Annotated in this window: 21 protein-coding genes; 7 read left to right on the top strand and 14 right to left on the bottom strand. The window is 70.5% G+C overall.

Annotated features, from left to right (window positions below; genetic code table 11):
* The first annotated feature begins 12 nt into the window (after positions 1-12).
* Entirely contained in the window at positions 13-507 is a 495-nt protein-coding gene (locus tag HUN58_RS04680) for a GNAT family N-acetyltransferase (RefSeq protein ID WP_180226006.1), read from the top strand.
* Positions 508-597: 90 nt separating this feature from the next.
* On the opposite strand, the gene HUN58_RS04675 is transcribed toward HUN58_RS04680, so the two are convergent.
* Positions 598-3,054: an ATP-dependent helicase gene (locus HUN58_RS04675; RefSeq protein ID WP_141863105.1), complete on the bottom strand. Its 2,457-nt coding sequence runs from the start codon at positions 3,052-3,054 to the stop codon at positions 598-600.
* Positions 3,055-3,180: 126 nt separating this feature from the next.
* Between HUN58_RS04675 and HUN58_RS04670 the strand changes: the two genes are divergently transcribed.
* The gene (locus HUN58_RS04670) at positions 3,181-3,693 is read left to right on the top strand and encodes a hypothetical protein (RefSeq protein ID WP_141863107.1); all 513 of its coding nucleotides are present in this window, start codon (positions 3,181-3,183) and stop codon (positions 3,691-3,693) included.
* On the opposite strand, the gene HUN58_RS04665 is transcribed toward HUN58_RS04670, so the two are convergent.
* Positions 3,667-4,680 (bottom strand): glycerophosphodiester phosphodiesterase family protein, encoded by a 1,014-nt coding sequence (locus tag HUN58_RS04665; protein ID WP_141863109.1) that lies wholly within the window; start codon positions 4,678-4,680, stop codon positions 3,667-3,669. The genes HUN58_RS04670 and HUN58_RS04665 overlap by 27 nt on opposite strands.
* A 238-nt stretch (positions 4,681-4,918) precedes the next feature.
* Here HUN58_RS04665 and HUN58_RS04660 point away from each other — a divergent pair, with 238 nt between their 5' ends.
* Positions 4,919-5,803 (top strand): Bax inhibitor-1/YccA family protein, encoded by an 885-nt coding sequence (locus HUN58_RS04660; RefSeq protein WP_141863111.1) that lies wholly within the window; start codon positions 4,919-4,921, stop codon positions 5,801-5,803.
* Positions 5,804-6,039: 236 nt separating this feature from the next.
* Here the strand turns inward: HUN58_RS04660 and guaA are convergent, their stop codons facing one another.
* Genes guaA through HUN58_RS04635 form a run of 5 tightly spaced genes read right to left on the bottom strand, consistent with a single transcriptional unit; the run spans position 6,040 to position 10,889 of the window.
* Entirely contained in the window at positions 6,040-7,620 is a 1,581-nt protein-coding gene (gene guaA, locus HUN58_RS04655) for a glutamine-hydrolyzing GMP synthase (protein ID WP_180226005.1), read from the bottom strand.
* Complete coding sequence (locus HUN58_RS04650; protein WP_022906980.1) at positions 7,617-8,063, bottom strand: DUF3817 domain-containing protein; 447 nt, start codon at positions 8,061-8,063, stop codon at positions 7,617-7,619. The genes guaA and HUN58_RS04650 overlap by 4 nt, the downstream gene beginning before the upstream one ends.
* Before the next feature lie 10 nt (positions 8,064-8,073).
* Positions 8,074-8,850, bottom strand: coding sequence for an SURF1 family protein (locus HUN58_RS04645; protein ID WP_058741279.1), 777 nt, complete (start codon positions 8,848-8,850; stop codon positions 8,074-8,076).
* A gap of 5 nt (positions 8,851-8,855) precedes the next feature.
* On the bottom strand, positions 8,856-10,355 hold the full coding sequence (locus HUN58_RS04640) for a cation:proton antiporter (RefSeq protein ID WP_180226004.1): 1,500 nt from the start codon (positions 10,353-10,355) through the stop codon (positions 8,856-8,858).
* Between the two features lie 3 nt (positions 10,356-10,358).
* On the bottom strand, positions 10,359-10,889 hold the full coding sequence (locus HUN58_RS04635; RefSeq protein WP_180226003.1) for a cation:proton antiporter regulatory subunit: 531 nt from the start codon (positions 10,887-10,889) through the stop codon (positions 10,359-10,361).
* Between the two features lie 73 nt (positions 10,890-10,962).
* Here HUN58_RS04635 and HUN58_RS04630 point away from each other — a divergent pair, with 73 nt between their 5' ends.
* A complete protein-coding gene (locus HUN58_RS04630) occupies positions 10,963-11,469 on the top strand; it encodes a hypothetical protein (protein ID WP_180226002.1) in 507 nt (168 codons plus the stop codon).
* Positions 11,470-11,524: 55 nt separating this feature from the next.
* On the opposite strand, the gene HUN58_RS04625 is transcribed toward HUN58_RS04630, so the two are convergent.
* From HUN58_RS04625 to HUN58_RS04595, 7 genes are all read right to left on the bottom strand, one after another.
* Positions 11,525-13,447 (bottom strand): glycerol-3-phosphate dehydrogenase/oxidase, encoded by a 1,923-nt coding sequence (locus HUN58_RS04625; protein ID WP_180226001.1) that lies wholly within the window; start codon positions 13,445-13,447, stop codon positions 11,525-11,527.
* A gap of 116 nt (positions 13,448-13,563) precedes the next feature.
* Positions 13,564-14,685: a GuaB3 family IMP dehydrogenase-related protein gene (locus tag HUN58_RS04620; RefSeq protein ID WP_114849381.1), complete on the bottom strand. Its 1,122-nt coding sequence runs from the start codon at positions 14,683-14,685 to the stop codon at positions 13,564-13,566.
* A gap of 9 nt (positions 14,686-14,694) precedes the next feature.
* Positions 14,695-14,901: a hypothetical protein gene (locus HUN58_RS04615; protein WP_114849380.1), complete on the bottom strand. Its 207-nt coding sequence runs from the start codon at positions 14,899-14,901 to the stop codon at positions 14,695-14,697.
* Between the two features lie 190 nt (positions 14,902-15,091).
* Positions 15,092-15,898 carry an ABC transporter ATP-binding protein gene (locus tag HUN58_RS04610; RefSeq protein WP_229666858.1) on the bottom strand — a complete coding sequence of 269 codons (807 nt, stop codon included), beginning with the start codon at positions 15,896-15,898 and terminating at the stop codon, positions 15,092-15,094.
* Positions 15,895-16,782 carry an ABC transporter ATP-binding protein gene (locus HUN58_RS04605; protein WP_180226000.1) on the bottom strand — a complete coding sequence of 296 codons (888 nt, stop codon included), beginning with the start codon at positions 16,780-16,782 and terminating at the stop codon, positions 15,895-15,897. Before HUN58_RS04605 ends, HUN58_RS04610 begins: the two co-directional genes overlap by 4 nt.
* Positions 16,775-17,761, bottom strand: a complete 987-nt coding sequence (locus tag HUN58_RS04600) for a branched-chain amino acid ABC transporter permease (RefSeq protein WP_114849378.1) — start codon at positions 17,759-17,761, stop codon at positions 16,775-16,777. The genes HUN58_RS04605 and HUN58_RS04600 overlap by 8 nt, the downstream gene beginning before the upstream one ends.
* Before the next feature lie 12 nt (positions 17,762-17,773).
* Positions 17,774-19,264 carry a branched-chain amino acid ABC transporter permease gene (locus HUN58_RS04595; RefSeq protein ID WP_254631623.1) on the bottom strand — a complete coding sequence of 497 codons (1,491 nt, stop codon included), beginning with the start codon at positions 19,262-19,264 and terminating at the stop codon, positions 17,774-17,776.
* A 353-nt stretch (positions 19,265-19,617) separates the two neighbouring features.
* On the opposite strand from HUN58_RS04595, the gene guaB reads away from it, so the two are divergent.
* The 3 genes from guaB to HUN58_RS04580 all read left to right on the top strand — a co-directional run bounded on the left by guaB (position 19,618) and on the right by HUN58_RS04580 (position 23,914).
* Positions 19,618-21,120: an IMP dehydrogenase gene (gene guaB / locus HUN58_RS04590; RefSeq protein WP_114849377.1), complete on the top strand. Its 1,503-nt coding sequence runs from the start codon at positions 19,618-19,620 to the stop codon at positions 21,118-21,120.
* A 218-nt stretch (positions 21,121-21,338) separates the two neighbouring features.
* Positions 21,339-22,235, top strand: a complete 897-nt coding sequence (locus HUN58_RS04585; protein WP_141863115.1) for a hypothetical protein — start codon at positions 21,339-21,341, stop codon at positions 22,233-22,235.
* 344 nt (positions 22,236-22,579) lie between these two features.
* Positions 22,580-23,914 carry an ABC transporter substrate-binding protein gene (locus HUN58_RS04580; protein ID WP_180225999.1) on the top strand — a complete coding sequence of 445 codons (1,335 nt, stop codon included), beginning with the start codon at positions 22,580-22,582 and terminating at the stop codon, positions 23,912-23,914.
* Positions 23,915-23,991: the final 77 nt, after the last annotated feature.

Here is a 23,991-nt window from a genome sequence, read left to right as displayed (position 1 = left end):
TAGCGTCGGTGGATGGGGAACGCAGGCGCAGTGACCGTCCGACCGGCCGGGGCAGGGGACGCCCGGGCGATCGCCGAGGTGCACGTGCGGGCCTGGCAGGAGGCGTACGCGCACCTGCTGCCCGCGGCGTACCTCGCCGCGCTCGACGTCGACGCCCGGGCGGCCCGCTGGGAGGGACTGGTGGTCGAGCCGGGCCTGACCGTCGTGGTCGCCGAGTGCGACGGCGCCGTCGTCGGGTGGGCCTCCGCCGGCCCCGGGCGCGAGGAGCCCGCGGTGCGGGACCGGGAACTCGAGGGGATCTACGTCCTCGCGGCCCACCACGCGTCCGGCGCCGGGCAGGCGTTGCTCGACGCCGCGGTCGGTGCCGAGCCGGCGTTCCTCTGGGTCGCGGAGGGCAACCCGCGCGCCGAGGCCTTCTCCCGCCGGAACGGCTTCGAGCGGGACGGCGGAGCGAAGCACGTGCCGATCGGGCCGAACGGCATGGACGCGGTCCGGATGGTGCGCTGACACGCGGTCCGCGCGGTCCGTGTGGTCAGCGCCGGCCTCGTCCGGGCCGAGCGCCTCGGGTCGAGCTCCCCGGAGCGGTGCGCCTCGGCGTCAGAGCTTCTCGATGGGCGCGATCTTGATCAGGAGCTTCTTGCGCCCCGCGGAGTCGAACGCGATCTCCGCGATGCGCTTCGCGCCCTGGCCCGTGACCGCGGACACCGTGCCCTGACCGAAGTCGACGTGCGAGATCCGGTCGCCAGGGGCGAGCTCCATGTCACCGTTGTCCCGGACCTGCCCGGACACCCGGTTCGCCCACTCCGTCTTGGGACGGGTCTTCGCCGCAGCCGCCGCACGGTCGTACGACCCGCCGCCGAAGCCGCCACCACCGCGGTAGCCGCCCCCGCCGGACGGACCGCCGCCGAGCCCACCGCCGCGCCGGGCGTTGAGGGCCCGGGGCTCGGTGCCACCGCGGCTGTTCGCCATGCCGGGCGACTGCTTCCACTCGATGAGCCCCTCGGGGATCTCCTGCAGGAAGCGGGACGGCATCGCCACGTTGACGTCGCCGAACTGCGCGCGGGTCATCGCCAGGGACAGGAAGAGGGACTTCTTGGCCCGGGTGATGCCGACGTAGAACAGTCGGCGCTCCTCGCTCGGACCACCCGGTTCGTTCGCCGACATCCGGTGCGGGAGCAGGTCTTCCTCGACGCCGGTGAGGAACACCGCGTCGTACTCCAGGCCCTTCGCCGTGTGCAGCGTCATGAGCGACACCGTGCCCGACGAGTCGTCGAGCTCGTCCGCCGCGGCGACCAGGGACACCTCGGTCAGGAAGTCGGACAGCGTGCCTTCGGGGTTGTTCTTCTGGAACTCCCGCGTCACGGCCACGAGCTCGTCGATGTTGTCCGCGCGCGCGGCATCCTGGGCGTCGGGCGACTTCCGCAGGTTCTCGAGCAGCCCGGAGCCGTCGAGCAGCTGCGTCAGGGTGTCCACGACCGGCTGCGTCGCCGCGCGCGAGGCCACGTCGTCCAGCAGCGCCGCGAAGGACGTGATCGCGGTCCGCACCTTCGGGCCGAACCCGAGCTCGTCCGCGTGCCGCAGGGCGTCGCGCATCGAGGTCTCGTGCTCGTCGGCGTACCGCTGCAGCGCCGTCTCGGTCACCGCACCGATGCCGCGCTTCGGCACGTTGAGGATGCGGCGGAGCGAGAGCGGGTCGGCCGGGTTGGCGACGGTGATCAGGTACGCCATCGCGTCCTTGATCTCGGCGCGCTCGTAGAACTTGGTGCCGCCCAGCACCCGGTACGGGATCGCCGCGCGGATGAAGATCTCCTCGAGCGCACGGGTCTGCGAGTTCGTGCGGTAGAAGACGGCCATGTCGCGGTAGGACGTACCGTCGTCGTGCAGCCGCTGGATCTCGTCCGCGACGAACTGGGCCTCGTCGTGACCGGTGTAGCCCGTGAACCCGATGATCTTGTCGCCGGCGCCGACGTCGGTGAACAGGTTCTTGGCCTGCCGGTCGAAGTTGTTCGCGATGACGGCGTTCGCGGCGTCGAGGATGGTCTGCGTCGACCGGTAGTTCTGCTCGAGCAGGATGACCTTCGAGTTCGGGAAGTCCCGCTCGAACTCGACGATGTTGCGGATGTCGGCCCCGCGGAACGCGTAGATCGACTGGTCCGAGTCGCCGACGACCGTCAGGGACGCCGGGGCGATCGACCCGTCGGCCTCCCGCATGCGCTCGACGTGCTGGCCGGCGTCCTCGAGCTTGTCCACCTGCTCGACGGGCACCGGACGCGTGAGCTCACGGATGAGGGCGTACTGCGCGTGGTTCGTGTCCTGGTACTCGTCGACCAGTACGAACCGGAAGCGTCGCTGGTACAGCGCGGCGACCTCGGGGAACGCCCGGAACAGGAACACCGTCTGCCCGATGAGGTCGTCGAAGTCGAACGCGTTCGCCCGCCGCAGCTCGTTCGTGTACCGGCGGAACACCTCGGTGAACATGACCTCTTGCGGGTCGTTCGCGTTGATGTTGCGCGCGTACGTGTCGATGTCCTGCAGCTCGTTCTTGAGCTTCGAGATCTTCGACGCCGCAGCCCCGACGGTCAGCCCGAGCGAGTCCGCCTCGAGCTCCTTGATGATCCGCTTGAGGAGCGCGCGGGAGTCAGCGGAGTCGTAGATGGTGAACGACTGCGGGAACCCGAACCGCTCCGCTTCGCGACGGAGGATCCGCACGCACGCCGAGTGGAACGTCGAGATCCACATGCCCTCGGCAGCCTGCCCGACGAGGGCCTGCACGCGCTCGCGCATCTCAGCCGCGGCCTTGTTCGTGAACGTGATCGCGAGGATCTGCGACGGCCACGCCTCGCGGTTCGCCAGGAGCAGGGCGATGCGCCGCGTGAGCACACTGGTCTTGCCGGAGCCGGCGCCCGCCACGATGAGCAGGGACTCGCCGCGGTACTCGACGGCTTCCTTCTGCTGGGGGTTGAGACCCGCGGTGAAGGGGTCGTCGTACCCGCCGGCGCGGTGGCCCGCGTCCGGCTCGGGGGACTGGTCGAAGGGCTCGAGCACGATCGTCATGACCGGGTCAGTCTAGGCGCGCCCTCCGACAGCCGCAGCGGGCCGCGACCACGAGCTGTGGGCCGCGGGACACAGCTCGGTCCGCGAGGAGCCGGGCGTGCCGCGCGCACGTCCAGGCTGTGGGGCATGAGGACGTGGACCGTGTGGGACGCCGTGGCGCTCGTCGAGCGGAGCTGGTGCTGGATGGTCTTCGTCACCATGCCGGTGACGATCGTCGTCGCGCTGGCCGCTTCCCTGCTGGTCGACGGCCGCCCCCTCGGACCGGAGCAGGTGGCCGCCGCCGGGCTCCTCGGCCTGATCGTCGCCGTGGCGTCGGGGGTGGTGTCGGTCGGCGGCGGGATCGTGGCACTGCCGTGCACGTGGTTGCTCGGCTGGGCGCTCACCCGGCGCGCGCTCCCCCGAGGCGTGCACGTCGTCGCACACGCCGTGCTCGCCGGTGCCCTCGGGACGCTCTGCGTCGTCGTGCCGAGCGCGTCCTGGGGCTCGCCGCTGTGGGCTCCGCTCCCGGCCTTCGCCGCGGTCGTCGGGGTCGCAGCGAGTACCGCAGCCGCGATCGCCGCGCGGCGCACTGGGCTTCCGGCCGACATCGAGCCCGCAGCGGAGCCCGACGTCTCAGTCCGCGCTGCCGCCGACGAGTGACCGGGCCCGCACCGCGAGGTCCGGGTGGTCCGCGAACACGCCGTCGACGCCGGTCCGCAGCACCGAGGTGAACCAGCGCTCCCAGTCCCCGTGGGCGGCGACGTCCCCGCCCCGACGGAGCGGCGCCGGCAGGAACCGGTTCTCCGGCCGCAGGGTCCAGGTGTAGACCGCGAGCCCCGCCGCGTGCGCCCGGTCGACGATCGCGCTCCGCACCGGTCGGGGGTCGTCCACGGCCGCGGTGTCGGTCCCCGCCATCAGGGTCTTCAGGTCGACGCTGATCCCGTGGAACTCCGCGGCGAAGCCGGCCAGGGCCTCGTCGGTCCGCTCGGACGCCCACGACGGAGCCACCGACCCGTGGGCGGCGACCTCGTCCGCGGCGCTGCCACGAGCCTCCTGGAGGTACACGAGCCGGCCACCCGTCCTCCGCGCGCCGAGCTGCCGGAGCACCGTCTTCTCGAACGACTCGACCGTCAGGCGGTCGTCGCCGCGCCAGCCGGCGGCCCCGAGTGCGTCGTCGAGCAGCTGCGCCATCGGGAGGCCGGCCTGCTCGAAGAAGGTGGCGTGCTTCACCTCGGCGACGAGCCCGACCGGCCGCGGTGCCGCGTCGAGGATGCCGAGCAGGTCCTCGAGCCGGAGCACGCCCTCCTGCCCGTCGTACGCCGCGGACGCGGGCCGCAGGGCCGGGAGGCGCTCGCGGACCCGGAGCGTGCGGAGCTCGTCCCACGTGAAGTCCTCGGTGAACCACCCGGTGACGACCTGTCCGTCGACGGTCTTCGACGTCCGCAGGTGCGCGAACTCGGGACGGTCCGCGACGTCGGTCGTGCCGGACACCTCGTTCTCGTGGCGCAGCACGAGCACGCCGTCCCGCGTCGGCACGAGGTCCGGCTCGATGGCGTCGGCACCGAGTTCGACGGCGAGCTCGTAGGCGCTCCGGGAGTGCTCGGGCCGGTGGCCGGACGCACCGCGGTGGGCGATCACACGGGTCATGCGCCGAACCGTACCGCCCCGCCGTGACCGGGCGGTGTCGCGCGACGGGACACTGCTGCGAGCCGTCGCAGGTGATCGGCGATCACTCGGCCGGCTCGGGGTGCGCTCGCAGACCACCCCCATAGTCTTCGGGTGTCGGGCCCGTCAGGACCCGCTTCCGCTCGCCGCGAATCCTCAGCCTTCCGCGGCGCAGCGCCTCTAGGCTGAGAGGACTCGAATCTCCAAGGAAGAGGACACCATGGCCTTCAAGCCCGGTTTCGACCAGTCCCCCGCCTTCAACGACCAGGGGCGTGGCGCCTGGGGCGTCAGCGGCGCTGGTCAGCAGCAGGCGGGCTGGGGACAGACCCCGAAGCAGGGGCAGTACCCGCAGCAGGGCGGCATGACGCCCGAGCAGCTGCAGTACATGTACGACCGCCCGTCGGCGAACACCGTCGACACGGACCGGATGTCGTACGAGGACACCATCGTCAAGACGCTCCTGGCGTTCGGCGTGCTCCTCGTCGGCGCGGTCGCCGGGTGGAACCTGCCCCCGATCGTCTGGATCGTCGGCGCGATCGTGGGCTTCGTGCTCGCGCTCGTGAACACCTTCAAGAAGAAGCCTTCGCCGGGACTGGTCCTGACGTACGCGTTCTTCGAGGGGCTGTTCGTCGGTGGTATCTCGAACTACTTCCAGACGGCGTTCCCGCAGGCCGACGGCATCGTTGCGCAGGCGGTCTTCGGCACCCTCGGTGTCTTCGCCGTTACGCTGCTCTTGTTCCTCTCGGGCAAGGTCCGTGCGACGCCCAAGCTGACCCGTTTCTTCCTCATCGCGATGGTCGGGTACATGGCGTTCTCGCTCGTGAACCTCGTCCTGATGTGGACCGGTGTCACGCAGACCGCCTTCGGGCTCATGGGAACGACGATCTTCGGCATTCCGCTCGGCGTCCTGATCGGCGTGTTCGTGGTGCTCATGGCGGCGTACTCGCTGATCCTCGACTTCGACCAGATCAAGACCGGTGTCCAGCGCGGCGCCCCGAAGATCTACGCGTGGACGGCGGCGTTCGGGCTCATCGTCACCCTGGTGTGGCTGTACCTCGAGATCCTGCGCATCCTCGCCATCATCGCGAGCAGCCAGCGCAACTAGCGCTCCGCTCGACCTCGACCGAAGGGCCCCGGCACCGCCGGGGCCCTTCGGCGTTCCCCGGGACGGGGCGGGAGCCCGTCAGCGTGCAGGACATGCCGCGTGCGTGTCGTCGTGTGTGCGCTTCCGGTCGCCGGCGCGCCTCGAGCGTGACAGAAGTGGCACGGTCGGCGGCCCACCCGCACGCACGAGGGCCCGGCACGCAGCGCGCACCGGGCCCTCGGCAGGTCAGGGAGGGGTCACTCCCACTCGATCGTCCCCGGCGGCTTCGACGTGACGTCGAGCACGACCCGGTTGACGTCGGGCACCTCGTTCGTGATGCGGTTCGAGATCTTCGCGAGGGTGTCGTACGGCAGGCGCGTCCAGTCCGCGGTCATGGCGTCCTCGGACGAGACCGGACGGAGCACGATCGGGTGGCCGTAGGTACGGCCGTCGCCCTGGACGCCCACGGAGCGGACGTCGGCGAGCAGGACGACTGGGCACTGCCAGATCTCCTCGTCGAGGCCGGCCGCGGTGAGTTCCTCGCGCGCGATCTTGTCCGCGGCACGGAGCAGGTCCAGCCGCTCCGCGGTGACCTCGCCCACGATGCGGATGCCGAGCCCCGGGCCGGGGAACGGCTGGCGGCCGACGATGACCTCGGGGAGCCCGAGCTCGCGACCGACCGCACGGACCTCGTCCTTGAACAGGGTGCGCAGCGGCTCGACGAGCTCGAAGGTCATGTCCTCCGGCAGCCCACCGACGTTGTGGTGCGACTTGATGTTCGCCGTGCCCGAACCGCCGCCGGACTCGACGACGTCGGGGTAGAGCGTGCCCTGCACGAGGAACTTGACCTCGCCGGCCTCGTCGTCTCCGCGCGCCTCGAGCACGAGGGCCTCGGCCGCCGCCTCGAACGTGCGGATGAACTCGCGGCCGATGATCTTGCGCTTCTGCTCCGGGTCGCTCACACCGGCCAGGGCGTCGAGGAACTGCTGCTCCGCGTCGACCGTGACGAGCCGGACACCGGTCGAGGCGACGTAGTCCTCTTCCACCTGCTTGCGCTCGTCGGCGCGCAGGAGCCCGTGGTCGACGAAGACGCACGTGAGCTGGTCGCCGACGGCCTTGTGCACCAGGGCCGCGGCCACGGCGGAGTCGACGCCGCCGGAGAGCCCGGCGATGACCCGTGCGGAGCCGACCTGCTCCCGGATGCGGGCGACCTGCTCCTCGATGACGTTGTTCGAGTTCCAGTCGCCGGGGAGCCCGGCGGCACGGTGCAGGAAGTTCTCGAGGACGGCCTGGCCGAACGCGGAGTGCTTGACCTCGGGGTGCCACTGCACGCCGTAGAGCTTGCGCTCGTCGGACGCGAACGCGGCGACCGGGGTCGAGGCGCTCGACGCGAGGACCTCGAAGCCCTCCGGCGCCTTCGCCACGGAGTCGCCGTGCGACATCCACGTGACCTGGGACGCCGGCTGGTCGCCGAGCAGGACGCTGTCGGTCCCGGACACGGTGACGTCGGTCGCGCCGTACTCGCGCTGGCCGGTCTGGGCGACCTCGCCACCGAGCGACTTCGCCATGGCCTGGAAGCCGTAGCAGATGCCGAGCACGGGGACACCGAGGTCGAGGATCTCGCCGTCGAGCGCCGGAGCGCCTTCCTCGTAGACGGACGAGGGGCCGCCGGAGAGCACGATGGCCGCCGGGTCCTTCGCCTTGACCTCGTCCGCGGTGATGGAGTGCGGGACGATCTCGCTGTAGACGTTCGCTTCGCGCACGCGTCGGGCGATCAGCTGCGCGTACTGCGCACCGAAGTCGACGACGAGGACGGGTCGCTGGTCGGTCTCGCTCACCGAGCGGCCTCCTTCTCACGCTGCTGGGCAGCGGTCAGCTCGTGGTAGGTGTCCATGGCCTTCTGCTGCATGCGGTGCTCGACCACGAAGGACATGAACGGGATGATGCCGCCGAGGGCGATGAGCAGGAAGCGCGACGGCTTCCAGCGCATGATGCTCCAGAGGCGGAAGTCCGTGAACAGGTAGAGGACGTACAGCCAGCCGTGCGCGATGAGGATCGCGATCGACAGGTTGAACGTGCCCGGTGCTTCGCCGGCCGTGCCGTTCGGCACGAAGAACGGCCCGTTGCCGAGCTGCATCTCGAGCTGCAGCGGCGTGTACTTGATGATCACCTCGATGACGAGGGCCAGCAGCAGCACACCGGTGATGTACGCCGAGACGCGGTACCACTTGACGGCTCCCGGGATCTTCGGGATGTCGCGGGTTCGGACGGTCAGAGCCATGGCCTCGATCCTACCGGTGCGCCGGAGCGGGCTCGGTGGCCGCTGCGGCGTCCTGAGCGTCCTCCTGCTCACGTTCCCAGGCGTCCTTCACGAAGCGGTACCAGAGGAACACGGCGAAGCCGGCGAAGACGACCCACTCGATCGCGTAGAACAGGTTGAGCCAGTCGAACTGGACCTCGCGCGTGGGGGCCCGGTCGGCGATGGTGCCGAGGTCGGCCGCCTTCGCGGTGCTGCCGTCGGCGACGACGTAGCCGATGTACATCCGGTCGTCGAACGCCTTCCACGTGTTCACGAACCGTGCCGGCGCCACCGCCGAGAACTCGCCCTTGGTGTACGCGTCCTGGTCGGGCGACTCGGCCGGGTAGTAGCGGCCCTCGACCGTGAGCTCGGCGCCGTCGGCCACGCGCTCCCCGCCGGCCTCGGCCGCGCGACGCTCGTCCGCCCACCCGATCACGACGGGCACGCTCGCGCCGCTCGCCGCGTCGACCAGGTGGCCGACGGTCTGGTACGTCCCGCCGCCGGAGCGGCCGGTCAACAGCGTGGTGTCACCGGCGACGAAGCGACCGGTGACGCTGACCTTCTGCCCGGCGATCGTCTCCGACGCGGCCTGCCCCGGCTGGGTCACGTCCTGCAGCGGCTTCTGCGTCTCGGTGGTCTCCGGCAGGGGCGTGCCGTTCGCGATGCTCCGCTCGAGCTGCCACTTGCCCAGCCCGGCGAACACCCCCGCGAGCACGAGCGCCAGCACGAGCAGCGCGATCCACTTCGGTCGTCGGGCAACGGCCCACATCTGTATCAGTACTCCGGGTCACGCTGGCGGGCCGGGCGCTTCGGGCGCTCGGTGGGGACGTCGACCGGCGACGTGACGGGGTCGCTCGTGGCCGGGTCGGACGCTCCATTGTCGCGCTCTTCCCTACCGGCCGCCTCCACGAGGGCGAACTCCTCCGCGAACTGCCGGTCGCGTTCGGCACGACGGGCCGCGGCGGCCGCGTCCTGGTCGGCGACGCCGGCCTCGGCCGCGGTGTCGATCGCCGCGTCGAGCGACGGTCCCGCCGGGATCCCGGCAGCCGAGCCGCGCGCCCCGGAGCCGCCGAGCCGCGCGCGCAGGCGCTGGCGCAGCCGCGCCACACGGGCGGGGCGCACCACGAGGCGGCCGATCCGGTCCGAGTTCACGGCGAGCAGCGGCCCCAGGACGGCCATGACGAGGACGTAGAGGCCCGCGAACGCGGTGATCCGCTCCTCCAGGCCGGCGGCAGCCGAGAGCGTCGCGAGGATCAGCGCGAACTCGCCACGGTTCACCAGGATGACCGCGGTGTTGATCCCCTGCTGGACGTTGAACCCGTTCATCCGGGCGACGATCTGCCCCGCGACCGCGTTGAGCACGACCGTCATGCCGATGGCGCCGAGGACGGGCCAGAGCACCTCACCGAAGGTGGACACGTCGAGGCCGAGCCCGAAGTTCACGAAGAAGAAGGCCGCGAACACGTCGCGCATCGGCAGGGCGAGCTGCTCGATGCGGTCCCGGTAGCGGGTCGCGCCGCAGAGCAGGCCGATCACGAACGCACCGATCGCGTCCGTCACGCCGAGCAGGTCGCCGATGCCGCCGAACATCACGGCGAGGCCGAAGAACAGCACGGTGAACAGCTCGTCGTCGCGGGTCGCGAAGATCTTCGACACCCACTTGCCGGCGAACCGGGCGAGCGTGAACATCACGACGAGGAACCCGAACGCGAGTCCGAGCTTGCCGACCACGCCCCAGACGTTCGTGTCGCCGGAGAGCACCACGGAGACGATCGCCAGGTAGATGGCGATGAAGACGTCCTCGATCACGGTGACGCCGAGGATCATCGGCGTCTCGTCGTTCGCCAGTCGCCGCAGCTCGATGAGGAGCTTCGTCACGATCGCACTCGACGACGTCGCCGTCATGCCCGCGATGATCAGGGCTTCTCGGGTGCCCCAGCCGAGCGAGAACCCGAAGGCGAACCCGATGCCCATGTTGATGGCGACGTAGGTGCCACCGGAGACCAGGAGCTTCCCGGCGTTGCCGTAGAACTCCTCCTGGTCGAACTCCAACCCCAGGTTGAAGAGCAGGAGCACGAGTCCGAACGTCGCGATCAGTTCGATCGTGTGGGACTCGACGCTCAGCCCGATCCACGGGGTGTGCGGGCTCGCGATGAGCCCGACGACCATGTAGATCGGGATGGCGGGCAGACCGATGGTCTTGCCCAGGCGTCCGAGGACGTAGGCGATGATGAACAGGCCGCCGATGGTCAGCAGCTCACCACCCAGGTGCACCGGCTAGCTCCCGGGCGGCGCCTCGGCGGCCGAGGCCGCCAGCTGTCCGCTGCGGTAGAAGGAGAACGCCTTCGCGACCTTCTCGGGAGCACCCGCGACGACGATGGTGTCACCGGGGAACACGACGAAGTCGGAGGAGGGCGCGGGGTTCGCGCTGTCGCCGCGGACGACCGCGACGACGGTGAGGCCGATGAAGCCGGAGTCGTGCAGGTCGCCGAGGGGCTTGCCGGCGATCGCGTCGTCGTAGTCCACGCTGAACCAGTCGATCGACAGGCCCGGGATCTCGTCGAGCTTGTCGAGGCCCTCGGTGATCCGGGTGCCGCCGAGCAGTTCGGCGAGGGTGTGCGCCTCGTCCTCGCTCAGGCGCAGTGAGACCTTCTCGGACTTGTCCGCGCCGTCCGAGACGTCGGCGAACGAGATGAGGTCGGAGTGCCCCGACCGGTGCGTGATGACCCCGCACTTGCCACCGTCGTCGGTGTAGAAGCTGTGCAGCACGCCGACTCCGGGGAGTTTGACGCGATGGACGTCGACCATGATGGCTCCCTTGGTGAGTACCCCGATGATAACCACCGGCTGGTTCCCGGCATTCCGGCCGTAGGGTGCGGGGATGGGGTGGACTCGGACGGCGTGGACGCGGGTGACGGCCGTCGGCGGGATGGTGCTCGTGGTCGCCTACGCGGCGCTGCTCGCGGTGCACGCCCTGGTGCTCGATCCGCTCGCCGCCGTGCCGGGTCGGTCGCTCCGCTCGATCTACGCGGGCGTCGACGCGATCGGGCTCAGCACGACCCAGGACGTCGTCGGCGTGCTCGTGAGCGCCGGCACCGGGGTCGCCATGGCGGTCGGCGTCGCGGTCGTGGGGCTCCGGCAGCGGATGCCGCTCCCGATCGTCGCGGTCTGCCACCTCGCGCTGCTCGCGTTCGGTGCAGCGGCCGTGTTCCAGAGCGGGTTCTTCCTGGGGATGGACGTCGCCGACGCGTTCGGGGTCTCCGGCGCGGTGCACGCGTGGTCCGGGAAGGTGCTCTTCACCGTGAGCGTGGTCGCGCTCGCGGGCATCCCGGTGGTGCTCGTCGCGACGGCGGTGCGGACCGTGCGCCGGTCGCGGACCGCAGGCTGACGACGGACGGGAGGCGCGTGGCGGGCCCGCCACGCGCCTCCCGTCCGCCTTGTGCTTACTTCGGTTCGCTCGTCTTCTCGCCGACGACCTGCTCGTCCGACGCCTTCGCGCCCTCGGCGCCGCTCGACCGGCCACCGCCCACGACCACGTCGTCCTCGTCGAAGCCGAACGCGATGTCCGGCGCCTCGAGCCGCACGCGGTCCGCGGACTCGTCGTCGGGCTGCAGCTGCGACTGGCGCTCCGCGGCCACGCGCTTCAGGTAGTTCGCGACCTCGTTCTCGGTCGTCTCCTGGTCCCAGCCGAGCACGTCGGCCATGAGCTTCGCCGCGACCGGCGCCGCCGACTCGCCGCGGTCCCACGCCTCGATCGAGATGCGGGTGCGGCGGGCGAGGACGTCCTCCAGGTGCAGGGCGCCCTCGTGCGAGGCCGCGTAGACCACCTCGGCGCCGATGTAGTCATCGGCCTGGGGCAGCGGCTCGCCGAGGGACGGGTCCTGCTTCACGAGCGCCAGGACCTCGGTCGCGAGCGTGCCGTACCGGTTGAGCAGGTGCTCGATGCGGACCTTGTGCAGCCCGTACGACCGGGCGGTGCGGCCGCGTCGGTTCCAGGCCGCCGGGTAGCCCTCGGCACCGACGAGCGGGATGTCCTCGGTCGTCGACGCCGGGATCTTGCCGTCCATCGCGGCGACGGCCTCGTCGATGGCGTCCTTGCCCATCACGCGGTAGGTCGTCCACTTGCCGCCGGCCACGACGACGAGCCCGGGGACGGTGTGCGCGACGACGTGCTCGCGGCTGAGCTGCGAGGTCTGGTCGGACTCCCCCGCCAGGAGCGGCCGGAGCCCGGCGTAGACGCCCTCGACGTCCTCGCGGGTGAGCGGGACCGCGAGCACCTTGTTGACGTGCTCGAGGATGTAGTCGATGTCCGCCGCGGTGGCCGCGGGGTGCGCCTTGTCGAGGTTCCAGTCGGTGTCCGTCGTGCCCACGAGCCAGTGCCGGCCCCACGGGATGACGAACAGCACGCTCTTCTCGGTGCGCAGGATCATGCCGGTGTTCGACTGGAAGCGGTCCCGCGGGATCACCAGGTGCACGCCCTTCGACGCCCGCACCTTGAACTGCCCGCGCGTGCCGATCATCGCCTGGGTGTCGTCGGTCCAGACGCCCGTGGCGTTGACGACCTGCTTCGCCCGGATGTCGAACTTCTCGCCGGTCTGGATGTCGTGCGCGTGCGCCCCGACGACCCGCTCCCCGACCTTGATGAACCCCTCGATCCGGACCCGGCTGGCCGCGAGCGCCCCGTACGAGGCGGCGGTCCGGACGAGCGACGCGACGTAGCGGGCGTCGTCGACCTGCGCGTCGTAGTAGGTCATGCCGCCGATGAAGGCGTCCTTCTTCAGGCCGGGCATGTTCCGGAGGACCTGCTTGCGGCTGAGGTGCCGGTGGTGCGGGACCCCCGGGGGACGACCACCTGACCAGCTGAAGACGTCGTACATCGCCATGCCGATGCCGATGTAGAAGCGTTCCCACACGCGGTGGTTGAGCGGGTAGAGGAAGCGGACCGGCTTCACCAGGTGCGGGGCGATGCGCTGCAGGAGCAGGCCGCGCTCGATCAGGGCCTCGCGGACGAGCGCGAAGTTGAGCTGCTCGAGGTAGCGGATACCGCCGTGCACGAGCTTCGACGAGCGGCTCGACGTGCCGGATCCCCAGTCGCGGGCCTCGACGATCCCGACGCTCAGCCCGCGGGTCACCGCGTCGAGCGCGCTGCCGCCACCGACGATGCCGCCGCCGACGACCAGGACGTCGAGCTCCTTGGTCTTCAGCGCCTCGATCGTCGCCGCGCGTTCGTCCGGCCCGAGCTTCGCGGTCGGGTCGAACCCGACGCCGCCGCTCGACGGCACGCCCCGCCCGGGAGCGGCGTTCGTCCCGTCCGGTCCGGGGCCCGTGCTGGTGCCGGTGCTCGTGCTGGTGGGTGCCTTCGCCATCGTCGCCTCCGTGCGGGTCCACGCCCGGAGCCGGCCTCCGCGCGCGTGCTGCGCCGGACCAGGCCCGGCACGGTCGGCGCCGGGACGTCACCCGTGCAGGGGCACGGGAACCGCCGTCACTGTCGGTGGTACGGCGCCACGACCACTTCTACTCGCTGGAACTCCTTGACGTCGGAGTATCCGGTGGTGGCCATCGACCGACGCAGGGCGCCGACCAGGTTGGCGCGGCCGTCCCACGACGGGGTCGGGCCGTTCAGGACGTTCTCGAGCGGGGCTATCTGGCCGACCTCGACCCGGCGGCCGCGGGGCAGCTCCGGGTGGTGCGCCTCGGCACCCCAGTGGAAGCCGCCGCCGGGGGCCTCGGTCGCGCGGGCCAGGGCGGTGCCGAGCATGACCGCGTCGGCGCCGACCGCGATGGCCTTGACGATGTCGCCGGCCGTGTCGAGGCCGCCGTCCGCGATGACGTGCACGTACCGGCCGCCGGACTCGTCCATGTAGTCGCGACGGGCGCCGGCGACGTCCGCGACCGCGGTGGCCATCGGCGCGTGGATGCCGAGCGCCGCACGGGTGGTCGACGCCGCACCGCCGCCGAAGCCGACGAGGACGCCCGCGGCGCCGGTGCGCATCAGGTGCAGCGCCGACGTGTACGTCGAGGCACCGCCGACGATCACCGGGACGTCGAGCTCGTAGATGAACTTCTTGAGGTTGAGCGGCTCCTGGTTCTGGGAGACGTGCTCGGCGGAGACCGTGGTGCCGCGGATGACGAACAGATCGACCCCGGCGTCGACGACGGTCTGCGAGAACTCCTGCGTGCGCTGCGGGCTGAGCGACCCGGCGACCGGGACCCCGGCGGCGCGGATCTCGGCCAGGCGCGCGGTGATCAGCTCGGCCTTGACCGGCTCCGAGTAGATCTCCTGCATGCGACGGGTGACGTTGCCGTCGGTGAGGGTCTTGATCTCCTCGTAGAACGGCGTCGGGTCCTCGTAGCGGGTCCAGAGGCCCTCGAGGTCGAGCACGCCGAGGATCCCGAGCTTGCCCATCTGGATGACCGTCGCCGGCGAGGACACGGAGTCCATCGGCGCGGACAGGATCGGCGACGCGAACGTGAACGCGTCGATCGACCACTGCACGCTCACGTCGTGCGGGTCGCGGGTGCGCCGCGAGGGGACCACCGCGATGTCGTCGAACGCGTACGCCCGATGGCCGCGCTTGCCTGCACCGATCTCGACTTCAGTCACCGGGCAAGCCTAGCGGGCGGTCCCGTCCCGCGGGCGGGTGCGTCGGGCCCGCCGGTTCCGCAGCACCCGCAGGACGAGCCCGAGCAGGAGCGCGAGCACGACGAGCACGACGAGGAGCACCGCGGCGACCTTCACGAGCAGGGCGGCGCCGACGAAGAGCGCGGCGAAGACCACCCAAACGAGGGCGTCGAGCACGAGGGGGCCGGAGGTGCGCACCCGCGTCACGCTAGCCGAGTGGCGGGGGCGGGTCGTGCCTCCAGGCCGGTTCCGCACCACGCGCCCGGCGGGACGGCGCGTGTGACCGGACCGGTTCGTGGAACGGGGCCGCGCGGCGCGACAGCAGCCAGCGCGACCCCGTCCGGGACGGGTACCACCCCCACAGCGGTACCCGTGTGTCGACGTGACGCTAGCGCGCCTCGTCGACGTCCTTGGCGAGCGTCCCCAGGTAGAGCTCGATGACCTTCGGGTCGTCGGCGAGCTCCCGCCCGGTGCCCGAGTACGCGTTCCGCCCCTGGTCGAGCACGTACCCACGATCGCAGATCTGCAGACAGCGTCGCGCGTTCTGCTCGACCATGATGATCGACACCCCGGCCTTGTTGATCCTGCGGGTGCGGATGAAGGTCTCGTCCTGGCGCACCGGCGACAGTCCCGCGGAGGGCTCGTCGAGCAGCAGCACCTTCGGGTCCATCATCAGGGCACGCGCCATCGCGACGGACTGCCGCTCACCACCGGACAGGGACCCCGCCCGCTGCGTGCGACGCTGGCCGAGGACGGGGAACAGGTCGTAGATGACCTCGAGCCGCTCCGCGAACTTCTTCGGGCGCAGGTACAGGCCCATCTGCAGGTTCTCCTCGATGGAGAGCGAGGGGAAGACGTTGTTCGTCTGGGGGACGAAGCCGACGCCGGCCTGCACGAGCTTGTTCGCCCGGAGGTTCGTGATGTCCTCGCCCTGCAGCGTGACCGATCCTTCGCGGATGGACACGAGACCGAACAGCGCCTTGAGGAGCGTCGACTTCCCGGCGCCGTTCGGGCCGATGATGCCGATGAGCTCGCCCGGGTAGCAGTCCAGGTCGCAGCCGTTGAGGATGTTCACGCCGGGCAGGTAGCCGGCGACGAGGTTCTTGGCGCTGAGGACCGGCTCGCGGTCCAGGGTGGCCACCGGAGACGGACCGGAGGCGCGGCTCGCGTCGGCTGCGTTCGTTGCGTCGGTCATCGGGTCGCCTCCTGCTCGTCTTCTTCCTTGACCTCTTCGGCGAGTTCCTCGTAGGTCTCCTCGGTGAGGAGCGCGTCGTCGCCCAGGTCCGTGTCGTGGTGCGCACCGAGGTACGCGTCGATGACCGCGCGGTCGTCCATCACGGTGTCGGCCGGCCCCTCGGCGACGACCTTGCCCTCGGCCATCACCACGACCCAGTCCGAGATGTGCCGGACCATGTGCATGTCGTGCTCGACGAACAGCACGGTCATGCCGTCGTCGCGCAGGGACTTGATGTGCCCGAGCAGCGACTGGGTCAGCGCCGGGTTCACGCCGGCCATCGGCTCGTCGAGCATGATCATCGTCGGGTCGGACATCAGCGCCCGGGCCATCTCGAGCAGCTTCCGCTGGCCGCCGGAGAGGGACCCCGCGTAGTCGTCCTTCTTCTCGAGCAGCTTGAACCGGGCGAGCAGGTCCTCGGCCTTGGCGGTGATCTCCTGCTCGCGCTTAGACCAGAGCGGCTTGACGAGGGCGGCGAAGAAGTTCTCGCCGGGCTGGTCGCGGGCGCCGAGCAGCATGTTCTGCATGACGGTGAGGCGGCTCAGCGCCTTCGTCAGCTGGAACGTGCGGACCATGCCCTTGTTCGCGATGTGGGTCGCGCTGGTCTTCTGCAGGGTCGCGCCGTCGAACGTCGTGCGGGCGCCGGGGCTCGGCTTGTCGAACCCGGTGAGCAGGTTGAAGAAGGTCGTCTTCCCGGCACCGTTCGGGCCGATCAGCGCCGTGATGGTGCCGCGCTGCACCTCGAGGTGGTCGACGTCGACCGCGGTCATGCCGCCGAAGTGGCGGGTGACCGTGTCGACCGTGAGGATCGGGTCGGTCTTGCTGTGGGCGTACGGCTCAGACACTGAACGTCAGCTCCTTCTTGTTGCCGAGGAGTCCCTGTGGACGGAACACGATGAGGAGCATGAGCGCGACGCCGACGAGCACGTAGGAGAACTGTTCGGCCTGCTGGGCGTTCATGATCGAGTCGGGGATGAAGTCCCCCGCGAGGGTCCGGATGAACAGGCGGACCACGAAGAAGAGCACGGCCCCGAGGACCGGACCGAAGACCGTCGCCGCACCGCCGAGGATGAGCGCCGTCCAGATGAAGAAGGTCATCGACCGACCCATCGCGTCCGGCTGCACCGAACTCGGCAGGACGTAGATGACCCCGGCGAGTGCACCGAGCGCGCCACCGAACACGAGCGCCTGCATCTTGTACGAGTAGACGTTCTTGCCGAGGGAGCGGACGGCGTCCTCGTCCTCGCGGATGGCCTTCACGACACGGCCCCACGGGCTGCGCATGAGCAGGAACAGCACCAGGGTGAACAGGGCGACGAGGCCCCAGGCCGCGATGCGGATCCACCAGCCGTTGACGCCGTTGTTCGAGTACGTGAACCACAGGATGCTCGTGGTGCCGTCGGGCAGCGGGCTGAGCGCGTTGAACGGGTCGCGGTACGCCGAGCCGGCGATGCCGTTCGAGCCGCCGGTCGTGGTGGTCAGCAGGCTCGAGCGGCCGACCATGCGGATGATCTCGGCGCCGGAGATCGTCACGATCGCCAGGTAGTCGCCGCGCAACCGCAGGGTCGGGATGCCGAGGATCACCGCGAAGACGATCGCGACGGCGAGCGCCACCAGCACGGCGACGACGAAGGGCAGGCCGTTCGTGATCGAGATCGCGAAGCCGTAGGCGCCGAGCAGCAGGAACGCCGCCTGGCCCATGTTGATCAGGCCGGTGAGGCCGAAGTGCACGTTCAGGCCGATCGCGGCCAGGGCGAACGCCGCCGTGGTGGGGGCGAGGGCCTCCTGCGTCAGCGAGCTGAGCAGGTTCAGGATGTAGTCCATGTCGCAGCTCCCTTAGCCGATGCGCTCGGCGCGACCGAAGATGCCCTGCGGCCGGAACAGCAGGATGAGGATGAGGATGACGAGCGCCGTGGCGTACTTGAAGTCGCCGGGGAGCACGAGGTTGGTGAGCTCGACGACGACGCCGATGATCATCGAGCCGACGAGGGCGCCGTACGCGGTGCCGAGGCCGCCGAGCGTGACCGACGCGAACATGAGCAGGAGCAGCTGGAGACCGGTCTGCCAGTTCACGCCGTTCAGCACGAGGCCGAGCATCACGCCGGACAGGCCCGCCAGACCGGCGGCGAGCGTCCACACGAACCGGATCACCCGGTCGACGTCGATGCCGGACGCCGCGGCGAGCGCCGGGTTGTCCGAGACCGCGCGGGTGGCCCGGCCGAAGCGGGTCTTCGCGAGGAAGAGTCCGGTGCCGACGAGCACGACGAGCGCGATCGCCATCGCGACGTAGGACTGCACCGTCAGGGTGAGTCCGGCGAACGTGACCGTCTCCGGGTTGCCCTGCTGGATGCGGACCGTCGAGGCACCGAAGAAGTACTGGAACGCGTACTGGGCGGCGATCGACAGACCGATCGTCACGATCATGAGCTGCGTCAGGCTGATCCGCTTGCGGCGCAGTGGCTTCCAGATCGCGGCGTCCTGCAGGTAGCCGGTGGCCGCGCAGAGCAGCGTGACCACGATCCCGGTCACCCAGATGTTCCACCCGAGCTGGTTCGCGAAGACGTAGGCGAGCAGACCGCCGAGGGTCACCTGCTCGCCGTGCGAGAAGCTCGACAGGCCGGTCGTGCCGTAGATCAGCGAGAGGCCGACGGACGCGAGGGCGATGAGCAGGCCGAGCCGGATGCCGGAGGCGAGCTGCTGCCAGGCCCGGGCGAACGTCAGGCTCGACGAGTCGGTGTCGGTCGTCGCGCCCTGCTGGTCGGAGAGCTGGAAGATCTGCCCGACGTTGGCGTTCAGCGTGGCGTTGACCTTGCGGTCGGCGTCCGCGGCGTTCGTCAGGTACTGGCCCTTCGGCAGCGATCCCTGGTCGACGCTCACCGTGTACTGGCCGGCCGTCGTCACGCTCACGGACCAGCGGCCGGTGTCGTCGGTGGACGCGGTCTGCGCGAAGCCGCCGGGGCCGGTCACGTCGACGTCGATGCCCTTCGCGGGCTTCCGCTCGGAGTCGAGGATGGTGCCCCGGATGCAGCCGTTGGTGGGGCTCACGGCGCAGGGCCCGGTGCTGGCCGGGGCGCTCGCTGGGGCGCTGGCCGGGCTGCTGCTGCTGGCGGTGACGCTGCCGGCGGTGACGCTGCTGGCGGTGACGCTGCTAGTGCTGCTGGTGGTGCTCGTCGCCGCCTCCGCCGCGGGCGACACTGCCCAGTCGACGGCGAAGGTGGCGAGGAAGGCGAGGAAGAGCACGGCGGCGAGGACCAGGCGACTGCGACCTGGAGCCCCGCGGCGGAGCCGGCGCATGAGCGCTGACCCCGGGGGAGTGATGGAACCCACGGATGAGCCTCTCGTTCGGATAGTCGAGGACCCTAGGGATTTTTTGTGTCCCCCGTGTTTCCGTCACGTCTCCTGCACAAATCGTGCTGCTTTCGTGACCGATGCCCTGTCGATCCGCACCAATCCGCCCGTCCGGCCGGTACAGGATTCTCAGGAACCGTTTCGCGCGTCACGGACACGGCCGGGCGCGGCCCCGCTCACCGGCACCGTGCGGCCTGCTCGCCGGCGCCGTGCGGCCTGCCCGCCGTGGGCCGTCGGAATGGCACGTGTACCGCGCGCGTTACCATGGCCCATCGGGAACCCGACGACGCGCCCCGGTGCCCACCACTTCACCTCGCCCACGAAGGGGACCCATGGACCAGCCGGATCCGTTCGGATTCATCGGACTCACGTACGACGACGTCATGCTCCTGCCGGGGCACACCGACGTCATCCCGAGCGAGGCGTCCACGACGTCCCGGCTCACCAAGCGCATCTCGGTCAACGTCCCGCTGCTGTCCGCAGCGATGGACACCGTGACCGAGGCCCGGATGGCGATCGCGATGGCTCGTCAGGGCGGCATCGGCATCCTGCACCGCAACATGTCGATCGAGGACCAGGCGGCGTACGTCGACAAGGTCAAGCGCTCCGAGTCCGGCATGATCACGAACCCGGTCACCACGACCCCGGACGCGACCGTCGCCGACGTCGACGCGATCTGCGGCCAGTTCCGTGTCTCCGGCCTCCCGGTCGTCGAGTCGGACGGCACGCTCGTCGGCATCATCACGAACCGGGACATGCGCTTCGTCGCCCCGTTCGAGATGGCCTCCACGCTCGTCCGCGACGTCATGACCAAGGCGCCGCTCGTCACCGCGCTCGAGGGCATCGACCCCGAGGACGCCGTGGCGATCTTCGCGCAGCACAAGATCGAGAAGCTCCCGCTGGTGGACGCCGACGGCAAGCTCCGCGGCCTCATCACCGTCAAGGACTTCGACAAGAGCGAGAAGTACCCGGACGCCACGAAGGACGACGAGGGCCGCCTGCGGGTGGGCGCGGCCATCGGCTTCTTCGGTGACGCCTGGCAGCGCGCCGAGGCCCTGCGCGACGCGGGCGTCGACGTGCTCGTGGTCGACACCGCGAACGGCGAGAGCGAGGGCGTCCTCGACATGGTCCGTCGCCTGAAGGCGGACGCCTCGTTCGCCGGCATCGACGTGATCGGCGGCAACGTCGCGACGCGGCAGGGTGCGCAGGCGCTCATCGACGCGGGTGTCGACGCGGTCAAGGTCGGCGTCGGCCCCGGTTCGATCTGCACCACGCGCGTCGTCGCGGGTGTCGGCGTGCCGCAGGTCACCGCCGTGTACGAGGCGTCGCTCGCCGCGCGGGAGGCCGGCGTGCCGGTCATCGCCGACGGCGGCCTGCAGTACTCGGGCGACATCGCCAAGGCCCTGGTCGCGGGTGCGGACACCGTGATGCTCGGCTCGCTCCTCGCCGGCACCGACGAGTCCCCCGGCGACCTGGTGTTCGTCGGCGGCAAGCAGTACAAGGCCTACCGCGGGATGGGCTCCCTCGGCGCCCTGCAGACGCGCGGCGAGAAGACCTCGTACTCGAAGGACCGCTACTTCCAGGCCGACGTCCCCTCGGACGAGAAGCTCATCCCCGAGGGCATCGAGGGCCAGGTCCCCTACCGCGGCTCCGTGGCGAACGCCGTCTACCAGCTCGTCGGCGGCCTGCGTCAGTCGATGTTCTACGTCGGCGGCCGCACCGTGCCCGAGCTCAAGGCCCGCGGCAAGTTCGTCCGCATCACGGCCGCGGGGCTCAAGGAGTCGCACCCCCACGACATCAAGATGGTCGTCGAGGCCCCGAACTACCGCGGCTGACCCCGGCCCGGCCCGGCCCGGCTCGACCGCTTCTGCACGAGACGCCCCCGAACGCGCGAGACGCCCCCGAATCCGGGGGCGTCTCGTCTGTTCGGGGGCGTCTCATCGTCACCAGGCCGTGTTGCGTCGTCCTCCACCACCCCACCTGGACGGGAGGCGCTCCACAGGTCCGTCCCGTTCGCCACCGACCGACGTGTGGTCGCGTCAGTGTGGTCGCCATGACATCGATCCCCACCTTCCGGCCCGGCCGACCGGTGGTCGTGCGCCGTCCCGCTGACCTGGCAGACCCGGTCCGGCTGTTCCACGGCGCAGCTGTCGAGCGCCGGGAGTGGGAGGCCCTGGACGCGCTCGGGCGACGGCAGTTGGTCGTGCGGTCCCGCATCGCTGCCCTGCAACGCCGCGTGGTCGCATCCCATCGGTCCGCCGGGGCACTCTGGGGGCTTCCAGAACTCGGTCGGTGGGACTCGCGGCTGCACGTCGTCGACCCGGGCATCGCCAAGACCCACGTCGGGCGCGGCGTCGTCCGACACGCGGGTCAGATCGCCTCGGACGAGATCGCCGAGCTCTCGGGGACGCCCGTGACGTCCCTGCTGCGGACCGTGACCGACATCGCGCACACCGTTCCGCTCCGGCACGGTGTCGTCGTCCTCGACCACGTCCTGCACACCGGGCACATGGACCGTCCGGCACTGCAGCGAGCGTTCGACCAGCGCGCGGGTCGGCGCGGCAACCGCGTGGCGAGGTCTGCACTGGACCTGGCCGACGCCGCGTCGGAGTCGCCCGGTGAGTCGAGCAGCCGTGTCACCATGCGGGACCTCCGTGTCCCACCACCGATCCTGCAGCAGGAGTTCGCGACGGACGCCGGACGTTTCCGGGTCGACTTCTGGTGGCCGGACGTCGGGGTCGTCGGCGAGTTCGACGGTCGCGTCAAGTACGACGACCGGGACGTGCTGTGGGCCGAGAAGCGACGGGAGGACGCGCTGCGACGACTCCCCCAGGTGTCCGGCTTCGCGCGGTGGGGCATGCGCGAGGCAGGCGACCCCGTCCTCCTCGCCCACGTGCTCCTGGCAGCGGGCGTGCCGCTCGGACGCGGGTGGGCGGCGCGGCCCAGGTGACGCCCGGGAGACGCCCGGGAGACGCCCCGCGGTGCTCGAGACGCCCCCAGATGCTCGAGACGCCTGCGCCCAAGGCGGCGTCTCGGCGGGAAGGAGGCGTCTCGACGGGAAGGCGGCGTCTCGGAAGGACCGCTCCACAGGCTCGCGACCGTCCGGACGGACTCCTCATCAGGGGTTCCGGTGCAGCCGTACAGATGAGTCACGGGTCTGTAACGAAACGTCCAGGGGAGGTCGACGGACACACACGCGAAACACATCGGCCCTAGTTTTCTCGGCAACCCACGCGGAGGTGCGGCACTCGACCCGATGTCGGACGCCTCACGCGCAGAGAAAGGGCTCCACGGATGACCAGAACCACCCGTGCCACCACGGCACTGGCAGTGGCGGGAGCGGCAGCGCTCCTCCTCGCCGCGTGTTCCACCACCGGCAGCGCCGGGACCGACTCCTCCGCCTCGGCGAGCGGCGCGAAGAAGGACCCGGCCGCGAGCTGCAAGGCGCCCGACACCCCGGGCACCGACGCGCTCAAGATCGGCACGATCCTGCCCCTCACCGGCACCCTGTCGTACCTGAACCCCCCGGCCGAGTCCGGTGTGGGCCTGGCCGTCGAGGACATCAACGCCGCGGGCGGCGTGCTCGACAAGGACGTCAGCATCGACCCGGCGACGGACTCCGGCGACAGCAACGACATGACCGTGTCGAGCTCGGCGGCGACGAAGCTCGTGAACGCCAAGGTCCCGGTCGCGATCGGCGCCGAGTCCTCGAGCGTCACGCTCAACGTCATCGACCAGCTGACGAGCAACTGCATCGTCGAGATCTCGCCCGCGAACACGGCGACCTCGCTCTCCGGCTACTCGTCGTACTACTACCGGACCGCTCCGCCGGACTCGGTGCAGGGCTCGGCGCTCGGCCAGCTCGTCACGGGTGACGGCAACGCCAAGGTCGCGTTCCTGGTCTTCAACGACACGTACGGCACGGGTCTCCGCGACACCGTTCAGAAGGCGATCGAGGCCTCTGGTGGTCAGGTCGTGTACGGCGGCAAGGGCAAGGGTCAGGAGTTCCCGCCCGGACAGACGACGTTCTCGTCCGAGGTCACCGCGGCGCTCGCCACGAAGCCGGACGCCATCGTCGTGCTCGCCTTCGACGAGACGAAGTCGATCATCCCCGAGCTCAAGTCGCAGAACGCGGACATGGCGAAGATCTACATGTCCGACGGCAACACCGCGGACTACTCGAAGGACTTCGACAAGGGCACCCTCGAGGGCGCTCAGGGCACCATCCCCGGCGCGAGCCCGAAGGACGAGCTGAAGCAGCGCCTGTCGGACTACTACCAGAAGACCGCCGGCAAGCCGCTCTCGGACTACTCGTACGCGGCCGAGTCCTACGACACCACGACGCTCGCCGCACTCGCCGCGGTGAAGGGCAAGGGCACCGACTCCGGCACCATCCAGAAGAACATGGCCGCGGTGTCCGGCGCCGACGGCGGGACCGAGTGCACCACCTTCGCCGACTGCAAGAAGCTGCTCGACGAGGGCAAGGACATCCACTACACCGGTCCGTCCGGCATCGGTCCGTTCGACTCGAAGAACGACCCGTCGAGCGCCTACATCGGCATCTACAAGTTCGACGGTGACAACAAGCCCGTGTACCAGAGCGCCATCCAGGGCTCGGTCTCGAAGTAGGCACGAACCACCCCGCACCACACGTCGGCCCCGGATCTCATCGAGATCCGGGGCCGACGTGCGTGCCGCCGACGGTC

The organism is Curtobacterium sp. Csp1, assembly GCF_013347185.1.
Note: the sequence above shows the minus strand (reverse complement) of the source record. Positions and strands in the feature narration are given on the sequence as shown.

What these genes read in the sequence shown, in the direction of transcription:
- HUN58_RS04680 (WP_180226006.1), top strand. Translation starts at nt 13, where the DNA reads ATGGGGAACGCAGGCGCAGTGACCGTCCGACCGGCCGGGGCAGGGGAC.
- HUN58_RS04675 (WP_141863105.1), bottom strand. Translation starts at nt 3,054, where the DNA reads ATGACGATCGTGCTCGAGCCCTTCGACCAGTCCCCCGAGCCGGACGCG.
- HUN58_RS04670 (WP_141863107.1), top strand. Translation starts at nt 3,181, where the DNA reads ATGAGGACGTGGACCGTGTGGGACGCCGTGGCGCTCGTCGAGCGGAGC.
- HUN58_RS04665 (WP_141863109.1), bottom strand. Translation starts at nt 4,680, where the DNA reads ATGACCCGTGTGATCGCCCACCGCGGTGCGTCCGGCCACCGGCCCGAG.
- HUN58_RS04660 (WP_141863111.1), top strand. Translation starts at nt 4,919, where the DNA reads ATGGCCTTCAAGCCCGGTTTCGACCAGTCCCCCGCCTTCAACGACCAG.
- HUN58_RS04650 (WP_022906980.1), bottom strand. Translation starts at nt 8,063, where the DNA reads ATGGCTCTGACCGTCCGAACCCGCGACATCCCGAAGATCCCGGGAGCC.
- HUN58_RS04645 (WP_058741279.1), bottom strand. Translation starts at nt 8,850, where the DNA reads ATGTGGGCCGTTGCCCGACGACCGAAGTGGATCGCGCTGCTCGTGCTG.
- HUN58_RS04635 (WP_180226003.1), bottom strand. Translation starts at nt 10,889, where the DNA reads ATGGTCGACGTCCATCGCGTCAAACTCCCCGGAGTCGGCGTGCTGCAC.
- HUN58_RS04630 (WP_180226002.1), top strand. Translation starts at nt 10,963, where the DNA reads ATGGGGTGGACTCGGACGGCGTGGACGCGGGTGACGGCCGTCGGCGGG.
- HUN58_RS04625 (WP_180226001.1), bottom strand. Translation starts at nt 13,447, where the DNA reads ATGGCGAAGGCACCCACCAGCACGAGCACCGGCACCAGCACGGGCCCC.
- HUN58_RS04610 (WP_229666858.1), bottom strand. Translation starts at nt 15,898, where the DNA reads ATGACCGACGCAACGAACGCAGCCGACGCGAGCCGCGCCTCCGGTCCG.
- HUN58_RS04600 (WP_114849378.1), bottom strand. Translation starts at nt 17,761, where the DNA reads ATGGACTACATCCTGAACCTGCTCAGCTCGCTGACGCAGGAGGCCCTC.
- guaB (WP_114849377.1), top strand. Translation starts at nt 19,618, where the DNA reads ATGGACCAGCCGGATCCGTTCGGATTCATCGGACTCACGTACGACGAC.
- HUN58_RS04585 (WP_141863115.1), top strand. Translation starts at nt 21,339, where the DNA reads ATGACATCGATCCCCACCTTCCGGCCCGGCCGACCGGTGGTCGTGCGC.
- HUN58_RS04580 (WP_180225999.1), top strand. Translation starts at nt 22,580, where the DNA reads ATGACCAGAACCACCCGTGCCACCACGGCACTGGCAGTGGCGGGAGCG.